Raw genomic sequence first — 17,416 nt, 5'->3', positions numbered from 1 at the left:
CGCAACCGGCTGGTCTTCCCTTCGTCGCATAGGGCCTGACTATCGCGGTCTTATGCGATCTTTTTTTGCGCTTCTTTCCCGTGACAAGGATAATTGCCGCCTTTCTCCGGAACACCCCAACGGGGTCCGGCAGGCTGGCCTGGTTTACGCGATCCAGGTCAACGGCGGTGGCCGTCAAAGTAATCCACCTGCGGGCGCCAGCGTAGATAGCGTCAATGTGTGCAGAAATCAGGGCAGAGGCTTTCCCATGTCGCAGCAATTGCAGACCTCATCCTTTCTTGACGGCCAGTCCGTAGCGGTATCCAGCTTGAGCCAGGAAGCGCTGGCGGTGCGATCGGCGTTGGTGGAACAGGGGCTGGAAACACCGATGGTGGATAACCGCTTGTCCCGTGACCAGAAAGTCGAGCGCATCTCGGACCTGATGGCCCGGGTTGCCGAGACGCTGGGACTGGACCTGACCGACGACAGTCTGATGGACACGCCGGCGCGCATCGCCCGCATGTACGTGGACGAGATCTTCGCCGGCCTGGACTACAGCCAGTTCCCCAAGATCACCCAGATCGAGAACAAGATGGGTGTGGACGAGATGGTCAAGGTGCGTGACATCAGCCTGACCAGCACCTGCGAGCACCACTTCGTGACCATCGACGGCCTGGCCCGGGTGGCGTACCTGCCGAAGGACAAGGTGATCGGCCTGTCCAAGATCAACCGCATCGTGCGCTTCTTTGCCCAGCGTCCCCAGGTTCAGGAGCGACTGACCCACCAGATCCTGGTGGCGTTGCAGACCCTGCTGGAAGTGGAGGACGTGGCGGTTCACATTGACGCGACCCACTACTGCGTGAAAGCCCGCGGCGTGCAGGACACCAGCTCCAGTACCGAGACAATGGCGCTGGGCGGTCGCTTCAAGACGGATCCGCAGTATCGTCGCGAGTTTCTGGCCTGACGGTCGTCGCGACACTTCCCCTCTCAATCCCGTATACTGCGCGGCCTGAGAAGATGCCGTGCGGTTGGCGTTTCGATGTAGCCGACGCTTCAGCTTCGGAGGGCCCGCCAGGGCCCCGGGTATATCGGCAGGCCTGCGGCCTGCTCGGAAGCTGAAGCGTCCGCTACATCGACTCAAGCGAGAATCGAACCCGTTCCCATTGATCCCGCCGTTGCTGCATTTCCGGGTTATCCACCTTTCGCCGTTTAGGGAGTTTTCTGTGGCGCTTCTGGTTTTCGTAACGGTTCTCTGGGCCTTTTCTTTCAGCCTGATCGGTGAATTCCTGGCTGGCCAGGTAGACAGCGACTTTGCGGTCATGAGCCGAGTGGTGCTGGCTGGCCTGGCCTTCCTGCCGTTGACCCGCTGGCGTGGCGTGCGCTGGGAGCTGAAAACCGGCGTGACCGTCGTCGGCGCGCTGCAGTTCGGGATTACTTACCTGTGCCTCTACCGCTCGTTCGCCTATCTGAGCGTGCCGGAAGTGCTGCTATTCACCATCTTCACGCCGCTCTACGTCACCCTGATCGACGACGCCCTCAACCGGCGCTTCTCGCCCATGGCCCTGGTGGCAGCCGCAATTGCCACCCTCGGGGCGGGCATTATCCGCTACGACGGCTTGAGTGAGGACTTCCTCACCGGCTTCCTGTTGCTGCAGGTGGCCAACGCTACATTCGCAGCGGGGCAGGTGGGTTACAAACACCTGATTCAGCGCTTCCCGACTGACATCCCACTCTACCGTTTCTTTGGCTACTTCTACGCCGGTGCGCTGCTGTTCGCCCTGCCGTCGTTCCTGATCTTCGGTAATCCAGACAAGCTGCCGCACACCGCGTTGCAGTGGGGCATCCTGACCTGGCTCGGGCTGGCCGCCTCCGGTATTGGCCTGTTCCTGTGGAACCGCGGGGCGTGCCTGGTGGACGCCGGCACACTGGCGATCATGAACAACGCGCTGGTGCCGGCCGGGTTGCTGGTGAACCTGCTGATCTGGAACCGCGATGCCGATCTCGGCCGGTTGCTCGCGGGCGGTGCGGTGATGGCGCTGTCGCTGTGGGTCAATGCGCGGTTTTCGCGGGGGCGGCTGGCTTTGGATGGGGCGGCGAAGTAGAGTCCTCCGGAAAAGCGTTCTCCCCTCTCCGATGCGTCGGACCGCGCAGCCCCCGTCCCACCAAGGGGAGAGAGTATTAGATTTCAGGGAAGATCCGCATCGCTTTTGAAGTAGCTGCGGTATCTCAAAGGTTCGATGGAAGCGAGTGAGTGCCCTTGCCGAAGGAAGGACAGGGACGTCCTGGTCGGATTAGCGGCCACGGATGGCCTTCTAATCCAGCGAAGGCAAGGGCGCCCACTCGCTTCCCGGCACGAGATTGCAAGCTTGCCCAACTCCCACATCCCCGTATCGTCCAATCCCTTGCCCGTGATGTTTTTGTGATCTTTCCTTTATAGAGTCTTTAGGCCCCCGTGATGGGCCTGTGAGTGCTGTCCTTCATCCTGCATCGTGACACCCACGGCATGCGGCCGCGGGCTCGGATGACAAGGAGAATGCACGATGAAAACACTGACCCCGATCGCCTTCGCACTCACCACCGCCCTGTTCGGCCTCGGCGCCGGCCTGGCGCAGGCGGACGACATGATGAAAGGCGACAAGAGCCATGACGATAGGATGCAGGACGACAGCATGCACCATGACGACATGAAGAAAGACAGCATGATGCAGGACGATGGCATGCATCACGACGACATGAAAAAGGATGAGATGATGCAGGACGACATGCATCATGATGATATGAAAAAGGATGACATGATGAAGGACGACATGATGTCCGACGACAAAAAGGACAGCATGTAACCGGCCGGGGGCAGTGCCACCGGCGACGGAACCGGTGGCACGCTCTTCCGGTCCGCCTGCGACAGAGACGTCTCCATGACCCGAACCGTATTGATCATCGAAGACAACCCCGGCATCGGCCAACTGGTCAAGATGCACATCGAAGACCTGGGCTGCGAAGCCATCCTGATGACCCGGGGCGACGACGGCCTGGCCCGTTACCAGGAAGGCGGCATCGACCTGGTGGTCCTCGATCTGATGCTCCCTGGCCTGGACGGCCTGTCCATCTGCCGGGAAATCCGCTCCGGCCCCGGCTATGTGCCCGTGCTGATGCTCACCGCCAAGACCACCGAACTGGACCGGGTACTGGGCCTGGAAATGGGTGCCGACGACTACCTGACCAAGCCCTTCAGCGTGGCGGAGCTGGCGGCCCGCATCAAAGCGCTGTTTCGCCGCGTGGACGCCCTGTCTGCTCCCCGCGAGCCGGAAGCTACCGGCGGTCGGATCGAAGTGGACGGCCTGACCATCGACCCGGACCGGCGTAAAGTCACCGTGAACGGCGACGAGGTGGACCTGACCGCCCGCGAGTTTGACCTGCTGTTCCACTTCGCGCGCCAGCCCGGTCGCGTGTTCAGCCGCACCCAACTGCTGGATGCCGTCTGGGGCTACAACCACGAAGGCTACGAGCACACCGTCAACACCCACATCAACCGCCTGCGCGGCAAGATCGAGCGCGACCCTTCCGACCCCTATTATGTCCAGACCGTCTGGGGGGTGGGCTATCGTTTCCGGGACTGACCCATGCTGAAATCGTTGTACACCCGCCTCGCCGCGGGTCTGATTGTTCTGCTGATTGCCGTGGGGCTGGTGTACACCGTAGTGAGCACCTTTTCCCTGCGGGAGTACTACGCCTCCGTCAACCAGGAACTGAACCGGGACCTGGCCCGGGATCTGGTATCCGACCGCAACCTGGTGGACGAAGGGCGCATCGATCAGTCGGCTCTGAAAAAGCTGTTCGCCCTCTATATGACGATCAACCCCAGCATCGAGATCTACCTGCTCGATCCCCAGGGCAAGATCCTGTCCTATTCCGCGGACCCGGCCAAAATCAAGCGCAATCGCGTCTCCCTGGGCCCGATCCACAAGCTGCTCGACGACAGGAAAGCGTATCCGGTGCTGGGCGATGATCCCCGCAGCCACGACCGGCAGAAAGTGTTTTCCGTGACCCCGGTGCCCTCAGCTAGCAACCTGGAGGGGTACCTCTACGTGGTCCTGCGCGGCGAGGAATACGACTCGGTGGAAATGATGGCGCGGGAAGGCCACTTCATCAGCATGAGCGCCTGGGCCATGGCGGTCAGTCTGCTGTTCGGGCTGCTGGCCGGGCTCTGGGTGTTCCGTCTGCTGACCCGCCGGCTCACCCGCCTGACCCGACTGGTGGAGCAGTTCGAACAAGCCGACGGCCTGCGTCCGGATCGCCTGCGCTGGGCGGACGAGCGCGGCCGGGGCCACGACGAGATCGACTACCTGGGCATGACCTTCGACCGCATGGCGGATCGCATTGCCTCCCAGATCGAACAGCTCCAGGAAAAGGACGCTTTGCGCCGGCGCCTGATCGCCCAGGTGTCCCACGACCTGCGCACGCCGCTGGCCTCGATGCAAGGTTATGTGGAAAGCCTGCGCATGAAACGCGACAGCCTGTCGCCCGATGAACAGGCCCGTTTCCTGGATATCGCTCTGGAAGAGGGGCGTCGTCTGAGCCATCTGGTGGATGAACTGTTCGAGCTGGCCGCCCTGGAAGCCCGGGAGAAGCAGCCCCGGCTTGAACCCTTCGTGCCGGCTGAGCTGATCCACGACGTGGCCCAGAAGCATGGCCACGAGGCCGCCAAGCGGGACATCCGCCTGCAGGTCACCGGCTCCATGACGTTGCCCCGGGTGTTGGGGGATCTGGGCATGACCGAGCGGGTGCTGGATAACCTGATCCGCAACGCCCTCGAATACAGCCCGTCCGGGCGTGAGGTCACGCTCGATCTGGCGGCGGACGACGACTGGCTGACCGTCACCGTGTCCGATGCCGGGCCGGGCATCAGCGAAGCGGATCTGCCCCACGTCTTCGACGCCCTGTATCGCGGCGAGAATCGAGATGAACCGGGTCATGCCGGCCTGGGCCTGGCGATTGCCAAACGTATCATGGTGCTGCAGGGCGGCCGCATCGACGTGCGCAACCGACCTGAAGGCGGCGCCGCGTTTACGATTCAGCTGCCTCTGGAATCCGCCGTCCGGGAAACCGAAGCCGTTATGAATTCGTAACATCCGGGGGAAAACCGCGTGAAATTTTCGCGCGAAAGTAGAGTCTCAACCCTTGAGACCCCATGAGGTGAGTAGCATGAAACGGACATTTGTGGCCGCCCTGTTGATCCTGCTGGCCAGTCTGGCCGGGCTGCAGGTCAGCATGGCGGATGATGAAAAGGCGGATGGCGAATACGCGCCGAACGATCCGTCACTGAAAGTGGCGACCTTCGCGGGTGGCTGCTTCTGGTGTGTTGAAGCCGGTTTCGAGAAGATTCCCGGCGTGGTCGAGGCCGTCTCCGGCTATACCGGTGGGGACAAGGAAAATCCCACTTATGAGGAAGTCTCTTCCGGCACCACCGGGCACACGGAATCGGTCCAGGTCTACTACGATCCAAAGAAGATCACGTACGAGGGGCTGCTCCAGGGCTTCTTCCGATTTATGGATCCGACCGACGCCAAAGGCCAGTTTGTCGACCGCGGCAACCAGTATCGCCCGGCGATCTTCTATCACAATGCCGAGCAGAAACGGCTGGCCGAAGCCGCGGTCAAGGCGTTGGACGAGTCCGACCGCTATGACAAACCGGTAGTGATCGAAATCACGCCTTTCAGCACGTTCTACGTGGCGGAAAAGTACCACCAGGACTACTACAAGAAGAATCCGGTGCGCTACAAGTTCTATACCTTCAACTCTGGCCGTTACCAGTTTATCGACCGGGTCTGGGGCGAGGACCAGAAAGTCGACTGGTCGAAGTACCGCCCGGATAACATGGCGGCCGGCGGTGAAGATCAGGCGAAAGCCGGGGCCGATAGCCTGGGCTTCAAGGAAGCCAGCTTCGTCAAGCCGAGCGACAAGAAGTTGAAGTCGACGCTGACGCCCATGCAGTACAAGGTGACCCAGGAGGACGGCACCGAACCGGCGTTCGATAACGCCTACTGGGATAACAAGAAAGAAGGGATCTATGTGGATGTGGTCTCCGGCGAGCCGCTTTTTTCCTCGGCGGACAAGTATAAATCCGGTACCGGCTGGCCCAGTTTTACCCAGCCGATCGAGCCCGACGCGGTGGTGGAAAAAGAGGACAAGTCCTTCTTCATGACCCGCACTGAAATCCGCAGCCGTGTGGCGGACTCCCATCTGGGGCACGTCTTCAAGGATGGCCCGCAACCCACCGGACTGCGTTACTGCATGAACTCGGCGGCCCTGCGATTCATTCCCAAGGATCAGATGGCGGCGGCCGGCTACGGCGAGTATCTCGACAAGGTGGGCCCGCCCCACGGCAAGATGTAGTCGCTCCCTGACCAATCCGTTCGCGAATGGGTGGGTTTCCACCCATTCGCTTCCCCCGTCCAGGCACCGCTTGTTCGCTCGCTTTCCGGATCGCTCTACTTTTCCATGGCTCCAAAGAATGGGTGGATGTTCGCCCATCAATACTGGGTAATGGGTGAATAGTCACCCATTTCAGCCGGTTGCACGTGTCCGTTTGTTGCTGAATGAATCCATTACGTAACGCAGCGGTTGCCAGCGGCGGTTAAGGCCGCTGTTCCTGTGACTGGTCTCACAATTGCTACCGGTTAGAAGCCTTTTGGCAGTCCCGATAAAAAGAAACAAGACTCAGGAGCAAATTGATGACACGGATTTTCCCCCGGATGGCGCTGGCGGTTCTGCTGGCGTTGCCTCTCGCGCTGTCTGCTGAACCCCGCACGCTCGTCTTTTCCCACGTCGTGAGCCCGGATACCCCCAAGGGCAAGATGGCGGAGATGTTCAAGAAGATTGTCGAGCGCAAGATGGGCGATCGTTTTCGCATCGAGATCCACCCCAACGGCACCCTGATGGACGACAACGAGGCGGTCAGTGCGATCGCCGACGGTCGCATCCAGTTTGCGGCGCCGTCGGTCTCCAAGTTCGATGCCTACACCCAGAAACTGAAAGTCTTCGATCTTCCGTTCCTGTTCCCCAATATGGACGCGGTCGAGCAATTCCAGCAGAGCGCCACCGGCCAATCCCTGCTGACCAGCATGACGCAGGAAGGCATTGTCGGTCTGGGTTACCTGCACAACGGGCTCAAGCAGCTGTCCGCCAACAAGCCGTTCCGCGAGCCGGGCGACCTGGCGGGCCTGCGCTTTCGAATCATGAATTCCGACGTGCTGAAGAAGCAGTTTGAGACCATCAATGCGGTGCCGGTGCCGATGGCCTTCGCGGATGTCTACCAGGCGCTGGCAGATGACCGAATCCAGGGACAGGAGAACACCTGGTCCAACATCTACTCCAAGCGTTTTTATGAGTACCAGCCCTACATCATGGAATCCAACCACGGCGTGCTGGATTACATGGTGATCACCAACGCGACCTTCTGGCAGAGCCTGACCGACGACGAGCGTCGCCACTTCAGTTATGCCATGAGCAATGCGCTGGGCTACGGCAATGCGGTGGCCAAGGCCAAGAGCATGAACGATCGTGAAGCGCTGAAGAACGCCCGTGGCGTCACCCTGGTGAAGCCGACACCCCAGGAGCTGTCCGACTGGCAGGCGGCGATGAAGCCGTTGTGGCAGGAGTATGCGTCTGCGGTAGGAGAGAAAACATTGCAGGCAGCGGAACAGGCGGCTGCACGTACCAACTGATCAACGTTGGCCGGCCCGTGGGGCCGGCCGCCATCCTGCCTATTGTACGCTGAACTGCGCCACCTGACGGCGCAGGTTCTCGCCCAACTGCGCCAGCTCCGTCGAGGACGACGCCACCTGGGTGGCCGCCGTGGCGGACTGGTCGCTGATGTCCCGGATGCTCGTGACGTTGTGGTTGATGTCCTCGGCCACCGACGACTGTTCTTCCGCCGCCGTAGCAATCTGACTGTTGAGTTGGCGGATCTGTTCCACCGCGCTGGCAATCGCTTCGATGGTCTGGCCGGTGGTGCGTGCGCTGTCCAGGGTCTGCCCGGCCAGGCGGGTGCCGGATTCCATGGCCGTCACGGAACTCTCCGCGCTGCTGACCAGATTGGTGATCAGCGTCTCGATCTCCGTCGCCGAGCTCTGCGTGCGCTGGGCCAGGGAGCGTACTTCGTCCGCGACCACCGCAAAACCGCGCCCCTGTTCGCCGGCACGGGCTGCTTCGATCGCCGCGTTCAGCGCCAGCAGATTGGTCTGTTCCGCCACCGACTTGATGACGTCGAGCACGGTACCGATGTTCTGGGTGTCCGCCTGCAGGCCATTGAGCTTCTGCATGACGTCCTCAACCAGTGTGTTCAGTTCGCTGACGTAAGCCAGGGTTTCGCCCACCGCGGTTTCCCCGTCGGTGGCGGTCTGGCTAGCCTGGTTCGCGGCGGAGAAGGCTTCCTCCGCGCTGCGCGCCACTTCGCTGACGGTGGCCACCATTTCATTCATGGCGGTGGCCACCTGGTCGGTCTGATCGCGCTGCTGGGTCATGCCCAGGCTGGTCTGTTCGGTGACCGTGGACAATTCGCCTGTTGAAGCGGCGATGTCGTTGGAGCCCTGGTCAATGCCCTGCACCAACGCGCGCAGGTTCGTAACCATGCCGCCCAGGGCGCTGAGCAGTTGACCCAGCTCGTCCTTGCGGTTGCTGCTGACCTGCTGGCGCAGGTCGCCGGACGCCACCTTGGACGCCACATCCACCGCTTCGCGAATCGGACGCACGATGGAGCGACCGAGCACCCAGGCCAGCCCGATGCCCATCAGGATCACGATCACCATGGTCACCGCAATCATGACGATCGCCGACTGGTGATCGCTCTTCATCTTCGCCAGCTGGTCCTGCTTCATGTCGTTGGTCGCCTGCAGGATTGAACGCGCCGTATCGATCATGTCCTGCTCGAGCGTGTGGGTTTTGCGGACCTGATCAACGGCTCTGTGGAAACTGTCGCTGTAAGCCTGGAACAGGCCGCTGACTTCCTCTTTGACGGATTTGTCGACAAAGGAGGATTTGACGGATTTCAGGGCCCGGCTGTTCGCATCGTCAAATGCCTTGATGGCCTTGTCGTCGCCCTCGATCAGGAAATTGCGCTCACTGCGGCGCATCTGCTTGAGGGCGGCACTGGCGACGTAGAGCTGATCTTCGGTACTCAGGCGGCTCTCGGTTTTGCGGGCGTCGACTTCAAGCTTCTTGACGGTCTCGTCGCGTGACGTCTGGGTAGTCGCAACCTCGGCCAATAGATCGCCGTAGTGGGCAGAGCCGTCAATGACCGTGGCGAGTCGGGCCTGGTCTGTGCTGTTGCTCACCTGATGACTCAGGGATTCGGCCATCTGGCCGGCCGCGGCGCTTTGCTTTCGGGCTTTGGCCAGGTCGTCGTCGGCGGCTTCCATCAGGAAGGATTTCTCCGCCAGACGGGCCTGCAACAGGTTGGTTTCCATGGCGCCGACCAGGCCCACCACATCACCGCGATCGGCGTAGTTGTCCAGGGCGGTGAGGCCGATTGAGCCGGTAATAACCGAGAGAATGATCAGGACCGCAAAGCCGATACCGAGTTTGCGTCCAATGGAAAGGGACGTGAAAATTTGGGGCAGTCGCATGATGAACTTCCTGGAACGGGGCGTCATCGAGCGTGGGGCTGCTCTGAAGCGCTAGCGTTTTTGGTTATCAGTCGTTTGGTTCATAGTGTGATCGGAGTATCACTATTTAAGTTTGAAAATTGAACAGAATCAATGAGTCATGCGTAACAGAATGCTACCGCAAATCCGGCGTTGAGCCGCCGCTGCCGGTGGCAACAGCGGCTCAACGGTCGCGGCTCAGAAGAACAGGTCCGGCAGGTAGGTGGCGATATCCGGGAACACCATGATGACCCCCATGCCCAACACCTGAACCAGCACGAACGGAATAATCGACTTGTAGATGTCCTGCATGGTGATGCTTGGCGGCACCACGCCTTTCAGATAGAACAGGTTGAAGCCGAACGGCGGTGTCATGTAGCCGATTTCCATATTGATCACGAACAGGATGCCGAACCAGATCGGATCGAAGCCCAGACCTTCCACGATGGGCATAAACACCGGCAACGTGATCAGCATGATGCCCACCGGATCCAGCACCATGGCCAGCAGGAAGACAATCAGCATCATCGACAGGATGACGCCCCAGGGACCGCCCGGGATCATTTCCATCAGGCCTTCGATCAGCTCCTGCGCGCCCATGCTCTGGTAGGCGGCACTGAACGCGTGGGCCGCGAACAGGATCCACATGATCATGCCGGTCAGCTTGAAGGTGCGAATCGCCGCCTCGTGCATGAGTGACCAGGTGAACTTGCGGTAGACCACAGCGGAGATCAGCGCGCCCAGCACGCCCACAGCGGCGGCCTCCGTCGGCGTGGTGATCCCGCCGATGATGGAGCCGAGCACCATCACCACAATGGCGATCGGCAGGATGACCGCCCGCAGGGCGCGGAACTTCTCGCCCCAACTGGCCCGCTCTTCCGGCGGCAGGGCCGGCGCCAGGTGCGGCTGCAGGTAGCAGCGGATGATGATGTAGGCCGTGGTCAGCACCATCAGCAGGACGCCCGGCAGGATACCCGCCGCAAACATCTTGCCCACGGACACGCCGGTAATCAGCGAATACAGGATCATCAGAATGCTGGGTGGAATCAGGATGCCCCAACCGCCGCCGGTATTGATGCAGCCCAGCGCCATGTTCTTGTCGTAGCCCCGTTCCAGCATTGATGGCAGCGCGATGGTGCCCATGGCCACCACGGCCGCGCCACTGATGCCACACATGGCGGCAAACAGCGCACAGATCCCCAGCGTACCGATGGCCAGGCCACCGCGAACGCCGCCCCACCACAGGTGCATCATGCGGTAGAGGTCATTGGCGACGCCGGTGCGTTCCAGGATCATCGCCATGAAGACGAACAGCGGAATCGCCACCAGCGTAAAGCTTTCCATGGTGCTCCAGATCTGCGAAGCCACCATAAAGAAGGAGTCGAAACCCCAGGTGAAATAGAGGAAGACGACGGACACGCCGCCCAGGACAAAGGTCAGCGGCAGGCCGAGGACCAGGAAGAACAGCAGCGCGCCGAAAAACAGCAGGGTCAGGACTTCAATGCTCACAACACGTCTCCCTGCTCGTCATCGGTCTCGGAAGGTTTGTAGTAATCCAGGTCCAGGGCAATGGCGATGTCCTGCAGCAGCTTGACCACGCCCTGCAGGATCAGCAGGCCAGTGCCCAGGGGAATCGCCACCTTCACCGGCCAGATCGGCGGGTTCCAGGCGGAATAGGTGGTTTCGAAACTGGCCACGGATTCACTGGCCATGTCGTAACCGAAGTAGAACAGCGCCAGCGTAAACGCGAAAAACATGGTGGACGTGAAGATGTCGAGCCCGGCCTGGACCCGCGGGCCCAGATGGGAATAGAGGAGATCGACATTCACGTGCCCCCGGTGGGCCATGATGTAGCCGCCGGACATAACGGCGTAGACACCAAACAGCATCTGGGTCAGTTCGTTGGTCCAGACGGTGGGTGAGCCGAGCAGGTAGCGGAAGCCGACCTCAAGGAGCAGGAAGGCAAACATGGCAAAGACGAGCAGGGAAACCCAGCGCCCAATGAAATCATTGAGTCGGGTGACCCCATTCATGAATGCGGTCAGCGCACGCATGGTGTCCTCCGGGGGAATATCGGGTCTTCAGGAACGGGAAAAACCGGCGAGCGGGGCCCGCCGGTCTGTGTTGACGGGTGTTACAGGTAACCCAGCTGACGCAGGTAGTCTTTCAGCATAGCCAGTGCTTTCTTGGAGCGCTCGCTACGCTCGCCTTCCTCGTCCCACATTTTCTGGGCGACCTGGGTCAGGCGCTTCTGGACGTCGTCCGGCAGGGTGTTGACCTGGACACCTTCTTCTTTCTCGGCCTTGGCCAGGGCCAGCTGTTCTTTGTACTGGTACTCGTTGGTGCGGAACCAGAATTCTTCTTCCAGCGCCTGCTTCACAACGTCCTGCAGGTCCTCAGGCAGCTTGTCCAGAGCCTTCTGGCTGACGATGATGACGTCGGTGCCGGCGATGTTCAGGGCCGGCTTCACGTGGTATTTGGCCACTTCATACAGACCCATGGAGTACGCACCCTGGGCCGCGCCCCAGTGAGCACCGTCGACCACGCCACTGTCCAGGGCCGGGTAGAGTTCGCTGCCCGGAATATAGGACGCGGCGGCACCGGCTTCGGTCAGGAATTTCTGCAGGGCACCGGAGGAGCGCAGTTTCAGGGACGTGAAATCATCCCAGCTCTTGATCGGCTTCTTGACCACCATCTCGGTCGGGTAGACTTTGTCGGTGGCCCAGTAAACGCCGTATTGAGCGGCTTCGTCACGCAGCATCTGCTCGAAGCCGAGGCCCTTGTGGAAGTAGGCCGCTTCCCACACGTGGCGGAAGGCAAACGGCAGACCGGAGGCGATGCCAGCCAGGGTCATCTTGTCCTGGGCGTAGGACGGGGAAATGGTGCCCATTTCCAGGATGCCGCGGCTGACCGCGTCGAAAGTCTGCTTGGCTTTGAACAGCGCGCCGGCTTCGTAAAGCTTGAGCTCCAGGCGGCCGTCGCTGCGCTCTTCGATGACACGCTTGATGCGCTCCAGGCTGTCGGTGTAGGAACTGCTGGAACCCGGCCAGTGAGACTGTACCTTCCAGGTGATGGTGTCGGCGGCAGCAGCGCTGCCACTGAACAACACGCCCAGGCTCAGGGTGGCCGCTGACGCGAACACCGTCAGTTGCTTGCGGAACAGGGTTAGCGATGGCATGACGTGACCTCTTTGTTGTTGTGTCATTCGTTATGTTTCGCTCTGCGGTACTTGTGACTGCAGAATGAATCTTTGTTTTCCGAATTTATCACACGCATCACGTTTTGCAATAGGACGCGGGTGGAATCTTCCCGCGTCCCGAGCGATCAACTTACAGCCGGGGGAAGGGGAGGCCGTCCGGGTGCAGGTGCCGGGCCAGGAGCTGCCCGATCCGCAGCAGGTTGCGATCGCTGTAGGCCGGACCGATCAGCTGCACGGCCAGCGGCAGTCCCTCGTCAGAATAGCCCACAGGCAGGCTCAGGGCGGGCAGCCCGGAAATCGCCGCAATGCCGGCCCACACGGTCACGTCCATGTAGGGCTGGGGCTGGCCGTTGATGGTCAGGGTGCGCTCGGTGGCGGCGGTTTCCTGATCGTGTGGGAAGGCCAGCGTGTTGACGACCGGACACAACACCACGTCAAAACGCTCGAAGAACTGCCCCCAGCGGTGTTGCAGCTGGGCCCGCTGTTCGTCGCCGGCCATCCAGTCGGCATGGGACTGCAGGGCGCCGCGGGCAAAGCGGCTGCGGTAGTCGTCGGCATCGGGATCTTCGGTGAGTGGCTGCAGCTTCTCCCGGATTTTCGGCGTCAGGCCGGCGCCCATGGCCGCCGCGAGCAGGTTGTAATAGAGGTCGTGGTTGGCTTTCAGCGTCAGTTGATCCGGCCGAGCCTCTTCATCGACCCGCGCCCCTTCGGCGCGCAGCACGTCCACGCAGCTCTGCAGGCCGTCCCGCACCGCTTGATCGATCGGGCAAAACACATCATCCAGCCAGGCGGCCACGCGCAGATCGCCCAGCGTGTCCGTCGTCGGTTCGGGCAGCTCGATCCGCCAGGCCGGCGCGTCCGCCTCGTCCGGCCCGGCCAGTAATGCCAGTGCCTGGTCCAGATCTTCCAGATGGCGCCCCATGGGGCCGGCGACCGCAATATCGCGCTTGCCCCGGCTGCCCGGCGTGCCCGGGACGTGGCCGCGGGTGGGCACAATGCCGTAGGTGGTTTTCAGGCCGTAGATGCCACAGAACGCCGAGGGCGTGCGGATCGAGCCGCCAATGTCACTGCCCAGCTCCAGCGGGGTCAGGCCGGCGGCCAGGGCCGCCGCGGCGCCGCCGGAGGAGCCCCCGGGTGTACGCGAGGTGTCCCACGGATTGTTGCTGGTGCCATAGATGCTGTTGAAGCTCTGCAGGTCGCCGGCCAGTTCCGGCACGTTGGTCTTGCCCAGGATAATGGCGCCGGCGGCCTGGAGCCGCTGCACGGCCGGCGCGGTGCGGGTTGAGACGTGGTCACGCAGCTTCTCGAAGCCCGCGGTGGTGGGCCAGCCTTCGATTTCGAAGGTTTCCTTGATGGTCATGGGCACGCCGTGCAGCGACCCCCAGTCCTCGCCCCGCTCCGCCGCGGCATCGGCGGCTTCCGCCTGCCGGCGTGCGTCGTCGGCGCGCAGCACCACGATGGCGTTGAGATCCGGGTTGAAGCGCTCGATGCGATCCAGGAAGTGATCGAGAACGGCGACCGCGGTAAATGTGCGGCTGCGAATGCCGTCCGCCAGGGCGAAACTGCTCATCTCATGGAATGGGGGCATGGGGTTGGCTCCTTGTTGTTGTCGCTCACAAACATAGAATAAATGGCATTTTTGTGAAACAGTATTTCGCAAAATGAATACGCCATGCCCCAACAATGAGGAGAATCGGCATGATCGAGGTGACCCGCGAACCCGGCATCGTCCGGCTGACCATCCGCCGTCCGGAAAAAAAGAACGCCCTGACCCGCGCCATGTACGATTCACTGTCCGAGGCCGTGGATGCCGCGGCTGCGGATGCGGGTGTGCATGCCATTGTACTCACAGGCTGCGACGGCCTGTTCACCGCCGGTAACGACCTGGACGACTTTCGCGCCCGGGCCGTCGATCCGGACCCCAAACCCTCTGCCGGCCTGGCCTTCATCGAGCGACTGATGCGGTGCGATACGCCGGTGATTGCCGCTGTTGAGGGTATTGCCATCGGCATCGGTACCACCCTGCTGTTCCACTGTGACACGGTGATTGCCGCCGCCTCGGCCCGCTTCCGCACGCCGTTCGTGGATCTGGGGCTGTCTCCGGAAGCGGCGTCGACGGTGATGGGGCCGCTGCGGATGGGGTTGCGACAGGCCACGGACCTGCTCGTTTTCGGCGAAACCCTGGATGGCAAAGCCGCTGTCGAAGCCGGACTGGCCACCAGCTGCGTGCCCGATGGTGAGGCGGAAACCGTGGCTCTGGCCAAGGCCCGCAAGTTGGTGGATCAGCCCCGTGACGCATTGCGGGCCAGCAAACGGTTGATGCGCGCCCCCTGGGAAGACCAGGCGTTTGCGGCCCTGGAACGGGAGCGCGATGTGTTTGCCGAGCGGTTGCGGTCGGATGAATGCCGGGCCGTGCTGGACCGGATGGGGAAGCGATAACCCCTCCGATGTTTTTTGAAATGTAGCCGACGCTTTAGCTTCGGAGGGCCCGTCAGGGTCCTGGCCTTCTCCACTTATGCCTGATCGAAACCAATGGATGCCATCGCAGAATGCATTCAAAACACATCGGGAGTCTGAAACCAATGGGTACCATCGCTTCCGTCGCCTAAGAGGGCCGTCCATGGCCGCTTATGCGACGAGGACATCCTGTCCTCTGCTCCAGCGATGGTACCCATTGGTTTCGATCAGGCTTTCTTGCCATACCTTCATCCGATTTTTGGGATGCCTATGCTTTGCATAGGGATGAGGTCAGCGATGAGCCTGTAGCCGACGCTTTAGCTTCGGAGGGCCCGTCAGGGCCCTTTTGTTGACGTTAAGTCTGGGGGATAAAGGCCGCCCGTTGGGCGGCTCAGAAGCTGAAGCATCTGCTACAGGTGTGTGGGGGATCACTGCTCCCAGTACGGCGCCCGCAGCTCCCGCTTGAGCACCTTTCCGATGGTGCTGCGTGGGAGTTCGTCGCGGAACTCGATGCCGGTGAGCCTTTGGCTTTTGCCCAGCTTGCCGTTGGCCCATTCCAAAAGCTCGCTTTCCGTCAGACTCTCGCCCGCCTTGCGCACCACCAGTCCCAGTGGCGTTTCGCCCCAGTGCTCACTGGGGATGCCGATAACCGCGGCATCCGCCACGGCGGGGTGTTCCAGAAGGACCTTTTCCAGGTCCACCGCATAGATGTTGAAGCCCCCGGAGATGATCATGTCCTTGCGGCGGTCGAGGATATAAAGGAAGCCGTCGGCATCGAGCCGGCCCATGTCGCCGCTGCGGTAGAAACTCAGACCCTCCGGACTGGTCCAGAGCATGGCGTCGGTCTGTTCCTGGCGATGGTAGTAGCCGCGCATCATCGCGCCGGCCCGGCCCACGATTTCACCGATTTCACCTTGTGGTAGCTCATGACCGTCTTCGTCGATGATCCGCACTTCGGCACCTTCGGTGGGCTGGCCCACGGAATCCCACTTATCCGGGAATGCACCGCAGTCGAGGCTGGTGGAGATGCCACCCTCGGTCAGCCCATAGACTTCACGGATATTGCCCGGCCAGCGTTTCATGGCCTGTCCGATGACGTCGGCCCGTAACGGTGCGCTGGTGGACAGCTTCAGCTGGAAGCTGGATAAGTCGAAGCGGTCGAAGTCCGGCTCCGCCAGGATTCGCTGATACTGCACCGGCACCAGCATGGCGTGGGTCACCCGGTGCTGCTCCGCCAGTTCCAGGAACCGGTGGGCGTTGAATTTGCCCATCAGCACCAGGGTGCCCCCGTGGAACAGGGTGGGCAGGGCGGAGACCAGCGTGGTGTTGGAATACAGCGGAGTGGACACCAGATTGATGGTCTCGCTGTTCAGCCCGTAGCTGCCCATACGCCGCATCTGACGGTAGCGGAACCGGTGATCGTGCAGAATGCCTTTGGGGGTGCCGGTGGTGCCGGAGCTGTAGATGATGTTGAACGGATCATCCAGCGACAGCGGTGCCGGGTTGGCGGTGTCGTCAATGTCGCCCAGCCAGCTGTCGAGCGTTACTGCACTGTCCGACGGTGCGTAGTCGATGCCAATCCGCAGGTCGGCCGTGACGTTTGCGAGCTGATCGCGAATCTCGTCATATAAAGACGCGTTCTTCTGCGAAACGAACAGGAAGCGGGCGTCGCAGTCGTTCACCATCAGTGCCAGCGTTTCGCCGCTCGCCATGCCCGACAGCGGCACCATGCAGCCACCTGCGGTCAGCACACCCAAATACAGCATCATGTAGTCGGCACTGTTCTCCGACAGGCCCGCGACCGTGTCGCCGGTTTTCAAGCCGGCCGCGCGCAGCCGGTTGGCGATGCGGTTCACGCGGGACACCAGGCCAGCCCAGTCGGTGTCGCCTTTCTCGTCGATCAGGGCGATTTTGTCGGGTTGGGTGCGGGCGAAGGTCTGGATCTGTTCCCCGATGGCCAGGAGGGTTTCATCGGCAACCAGCGGGGCGTGTTGGGGCATGCTTTTCACATAGTCGTTCATTTTGACACTCATGATGATTGTTGTGTTTTAACTAGTGAAATTAACTTCCGAATATATTGACTCAAAAGTGTCAGGCGTGACAAATTAAAACCCGAATTCCTATTTTCGGTTCCCGGATT

The 17,416-nt window shown here is 61.4% G+C and carries 14 protein-coding genes; 8 read left to right on the top strand and 6 right to left on the bottom strand.

All coding sequences use genetic code 11. From position 1 onward, the window contains the following. Positions 1-247 precede the first annotated feature (247 nt). The 7 genes from folE to EB809_RS14745 all read left to right on the top strand — a co-directional run bounded on the left by folE (position 248) and on the right by EB809_RS14745 (position 7,703). Positions 248-943 carry a GTP cyclohydrolase I FolE gene (gene folE, locus EB809_RS14775; RefSeq protein WP_123635602.1) on the top strand — a complete coding sequence of 232 codons (696 nt, stop codon included), beginning with the start codon at positions 248-250 and terminating at the stop codon, positions 941-943. A gap of 259 nt (positions 944-1,202) precedes the next feature. After that, entirely contained in the window at positions 1,203-2,081 is an 879-nt protein-coding gene (locus EB809_RS14770) for a carboxylate/amino acid/amine transporter (RefSeq protein ID WP_123635601.1), read from the top strand. A 438-nt stretch (positions 2,082-2,519) separates the two neighbouring features. Continuing rightward, positions 2,520-2,819 (top strand): hypothetical protein, encoded by a 300-nt coding sequence (locus EB809_RS14765; RefSeq protein WP_123635600.1) that lies wholly within the window; start codon positions 2,520-2,522, stop codon positions 2,817-2,819. 75 nt (positions 2,820-2,894) lie between these two features. Beyond that, entirely contained in the window at positions 2,895-3,596 is a 702-nt protein-coding gene (locus EB809_RS14760) for a response regulator transcription factor (RefSeq protein ID WP_123635599.1), read from the top strand. A gap of 3 nt (positions 3,597-3,599) precedes the next feature. Then, positions 3,600-5,105: a sensor histidine kinase gene (locus tag EB809_RS14755; RefSeq protein ID WP_123635598.1), complete on the top strand. Its 1,506-nt coding sequence runs from the start codon at positions 3,600-3,602 to the stop codon at positions 5,103-5,105. 76 nt (positions 5,106-5,181) lie between these two features. After that, entirely contained in the window at positions 5,182-6,372 is a 1,191-nt protein-coding gene (gene msrB, locus EB809_RS14750; protein WP_123635597.1) for a peptide-methionine (R)-S-oxide reductase MsrB, read from the top strand. A 338-nt stretch (positions 6,373-6,710) separates the two neighbouring features. Next, positions 6,711-7,703 (top strand): DctP family TRAP transporter solute-binding subunit, encoded by a 993-nt coding sequence (locus tag EB809_RS14745; protein ID WP_123635596.1) that lies wholly within the window; start codon positions 6,711-6,713, stop codon positions 7,701-7,703. A 39-nt stretch (positions 7,704-7,742) separates the two neighbouring features. Here the strand turns inward: EB809_RS14745 and EB809_RS14740 are convergent, their stop codons facing one another. From EB809_RS14740 to EB809_RS14720, 5 genes are all read right to left on the bottom strand, one after another. Next, complete coding sequence (locus EB809_RS14740; RefSeq protein ID WP_123635595.1) at positions 7,743-9,602, bottom strand: methyl-accepting chemotaxis protein; 1,860 nt, start codon at positions 9,600-9,602, stop codon at positions 7,743-7,745. 216 nt (positions 9,603-9,818) lie between these two features. Further along, a complete protein-coding gene (locus EB809_RS14735; protein ID WP_123635594.1) occupies positions 9,819-11,129 on the bottom strand; it encodes a TRAP transporter large permease subunit in 1,311 nt (436 codons plus the stop codon). Then, positions 11,126-11,674, bottom strand: a complete 549-nt coding sequence (locus EB809_RS14730) for a TRAP transporter small permease subunit (RefSeq protein ID WP_123635593.1) — start codon at positions 11,672-11,674, stop codon at positions 11,126-11,128. The genes EB809_RS14735 and EB809_RS14730 overlap by 4 nt, the downstream gene beginning before the upstream one ends. Before the next feature lie 80 nt (positions 11,675-11,754). Beyond that, positions 11,755-12,798 carry a TRAP transporter substrate-binding protein DctP gene (gene dctP, locus EB809_RS14725; RefSeq protein WP_123635592.1) on the bottom strand — a complete coding sequence of 348 codons (1,044 nt, stop codon included), beginning with the start codon at positions 12,796-12,798 and terminating at the stop codon, positions 11,755-11,757. Positions 12,799-12,949: 151 nt separating this feature from the next. Then, positions 12,950-14,407, bottom strand: coding sequence for an amidase (locus EB809_RS14720; protein ID WP_123635591.1), 1,458 nt, complete (start codon positions 14,405-14,407; stop codon positions 12,950-12,952). A gap of 110 nt (positions 14,408-14,517) precedes the next feature. On the opposite strand from EB809_RS14720, the gene EB809_RS14715 reads away from it, so the two are divergent. Continuing rightward, the gene (locus tag EB809_RS14715; RefSeq protein WP_123635590.1) at positions 14,518-15,258 is read left to right on the top strand and encodes an enoyl-CoA hydratase-related protein; all 741 of its coding nucleotides are present in this window, start codon (positions 14,518-14,520) and stop codon (positions 15,256-15,258) included. Positions 15,259-15,704: 446 nt separating this feature from the next. On the opposite strand, the gene EB809_RS14710 is transcribed toward EB809_RS14715, so the two are convergent. Continuing rightward, entirely contained in the window at positions 15,705-17,297 is a 1,593-nt protein-coding gene (locus EB809_RS14710) for a class I adenylate-forming enzyme family protein (RefSeq protein ID WP_123635589.1), read from the bottom strand. Between the last annotated feature and the right edge of the window lie 119 nt (positions 17,298-17,416).

This window comes from Marinobacter sp. R17 (assembly GCF_003789045.1).
Taxonomy (GTDB): Bacteria; Pseudomonadota; Gammaproteobacteria; order Pseudomonadales; family Oleiphilaceae; genus Marinobacter_A; species Marinobacter_A mangrovi.
This window is presented reverse-complemented; position numbering and strand designations above follow the sequence as displayed.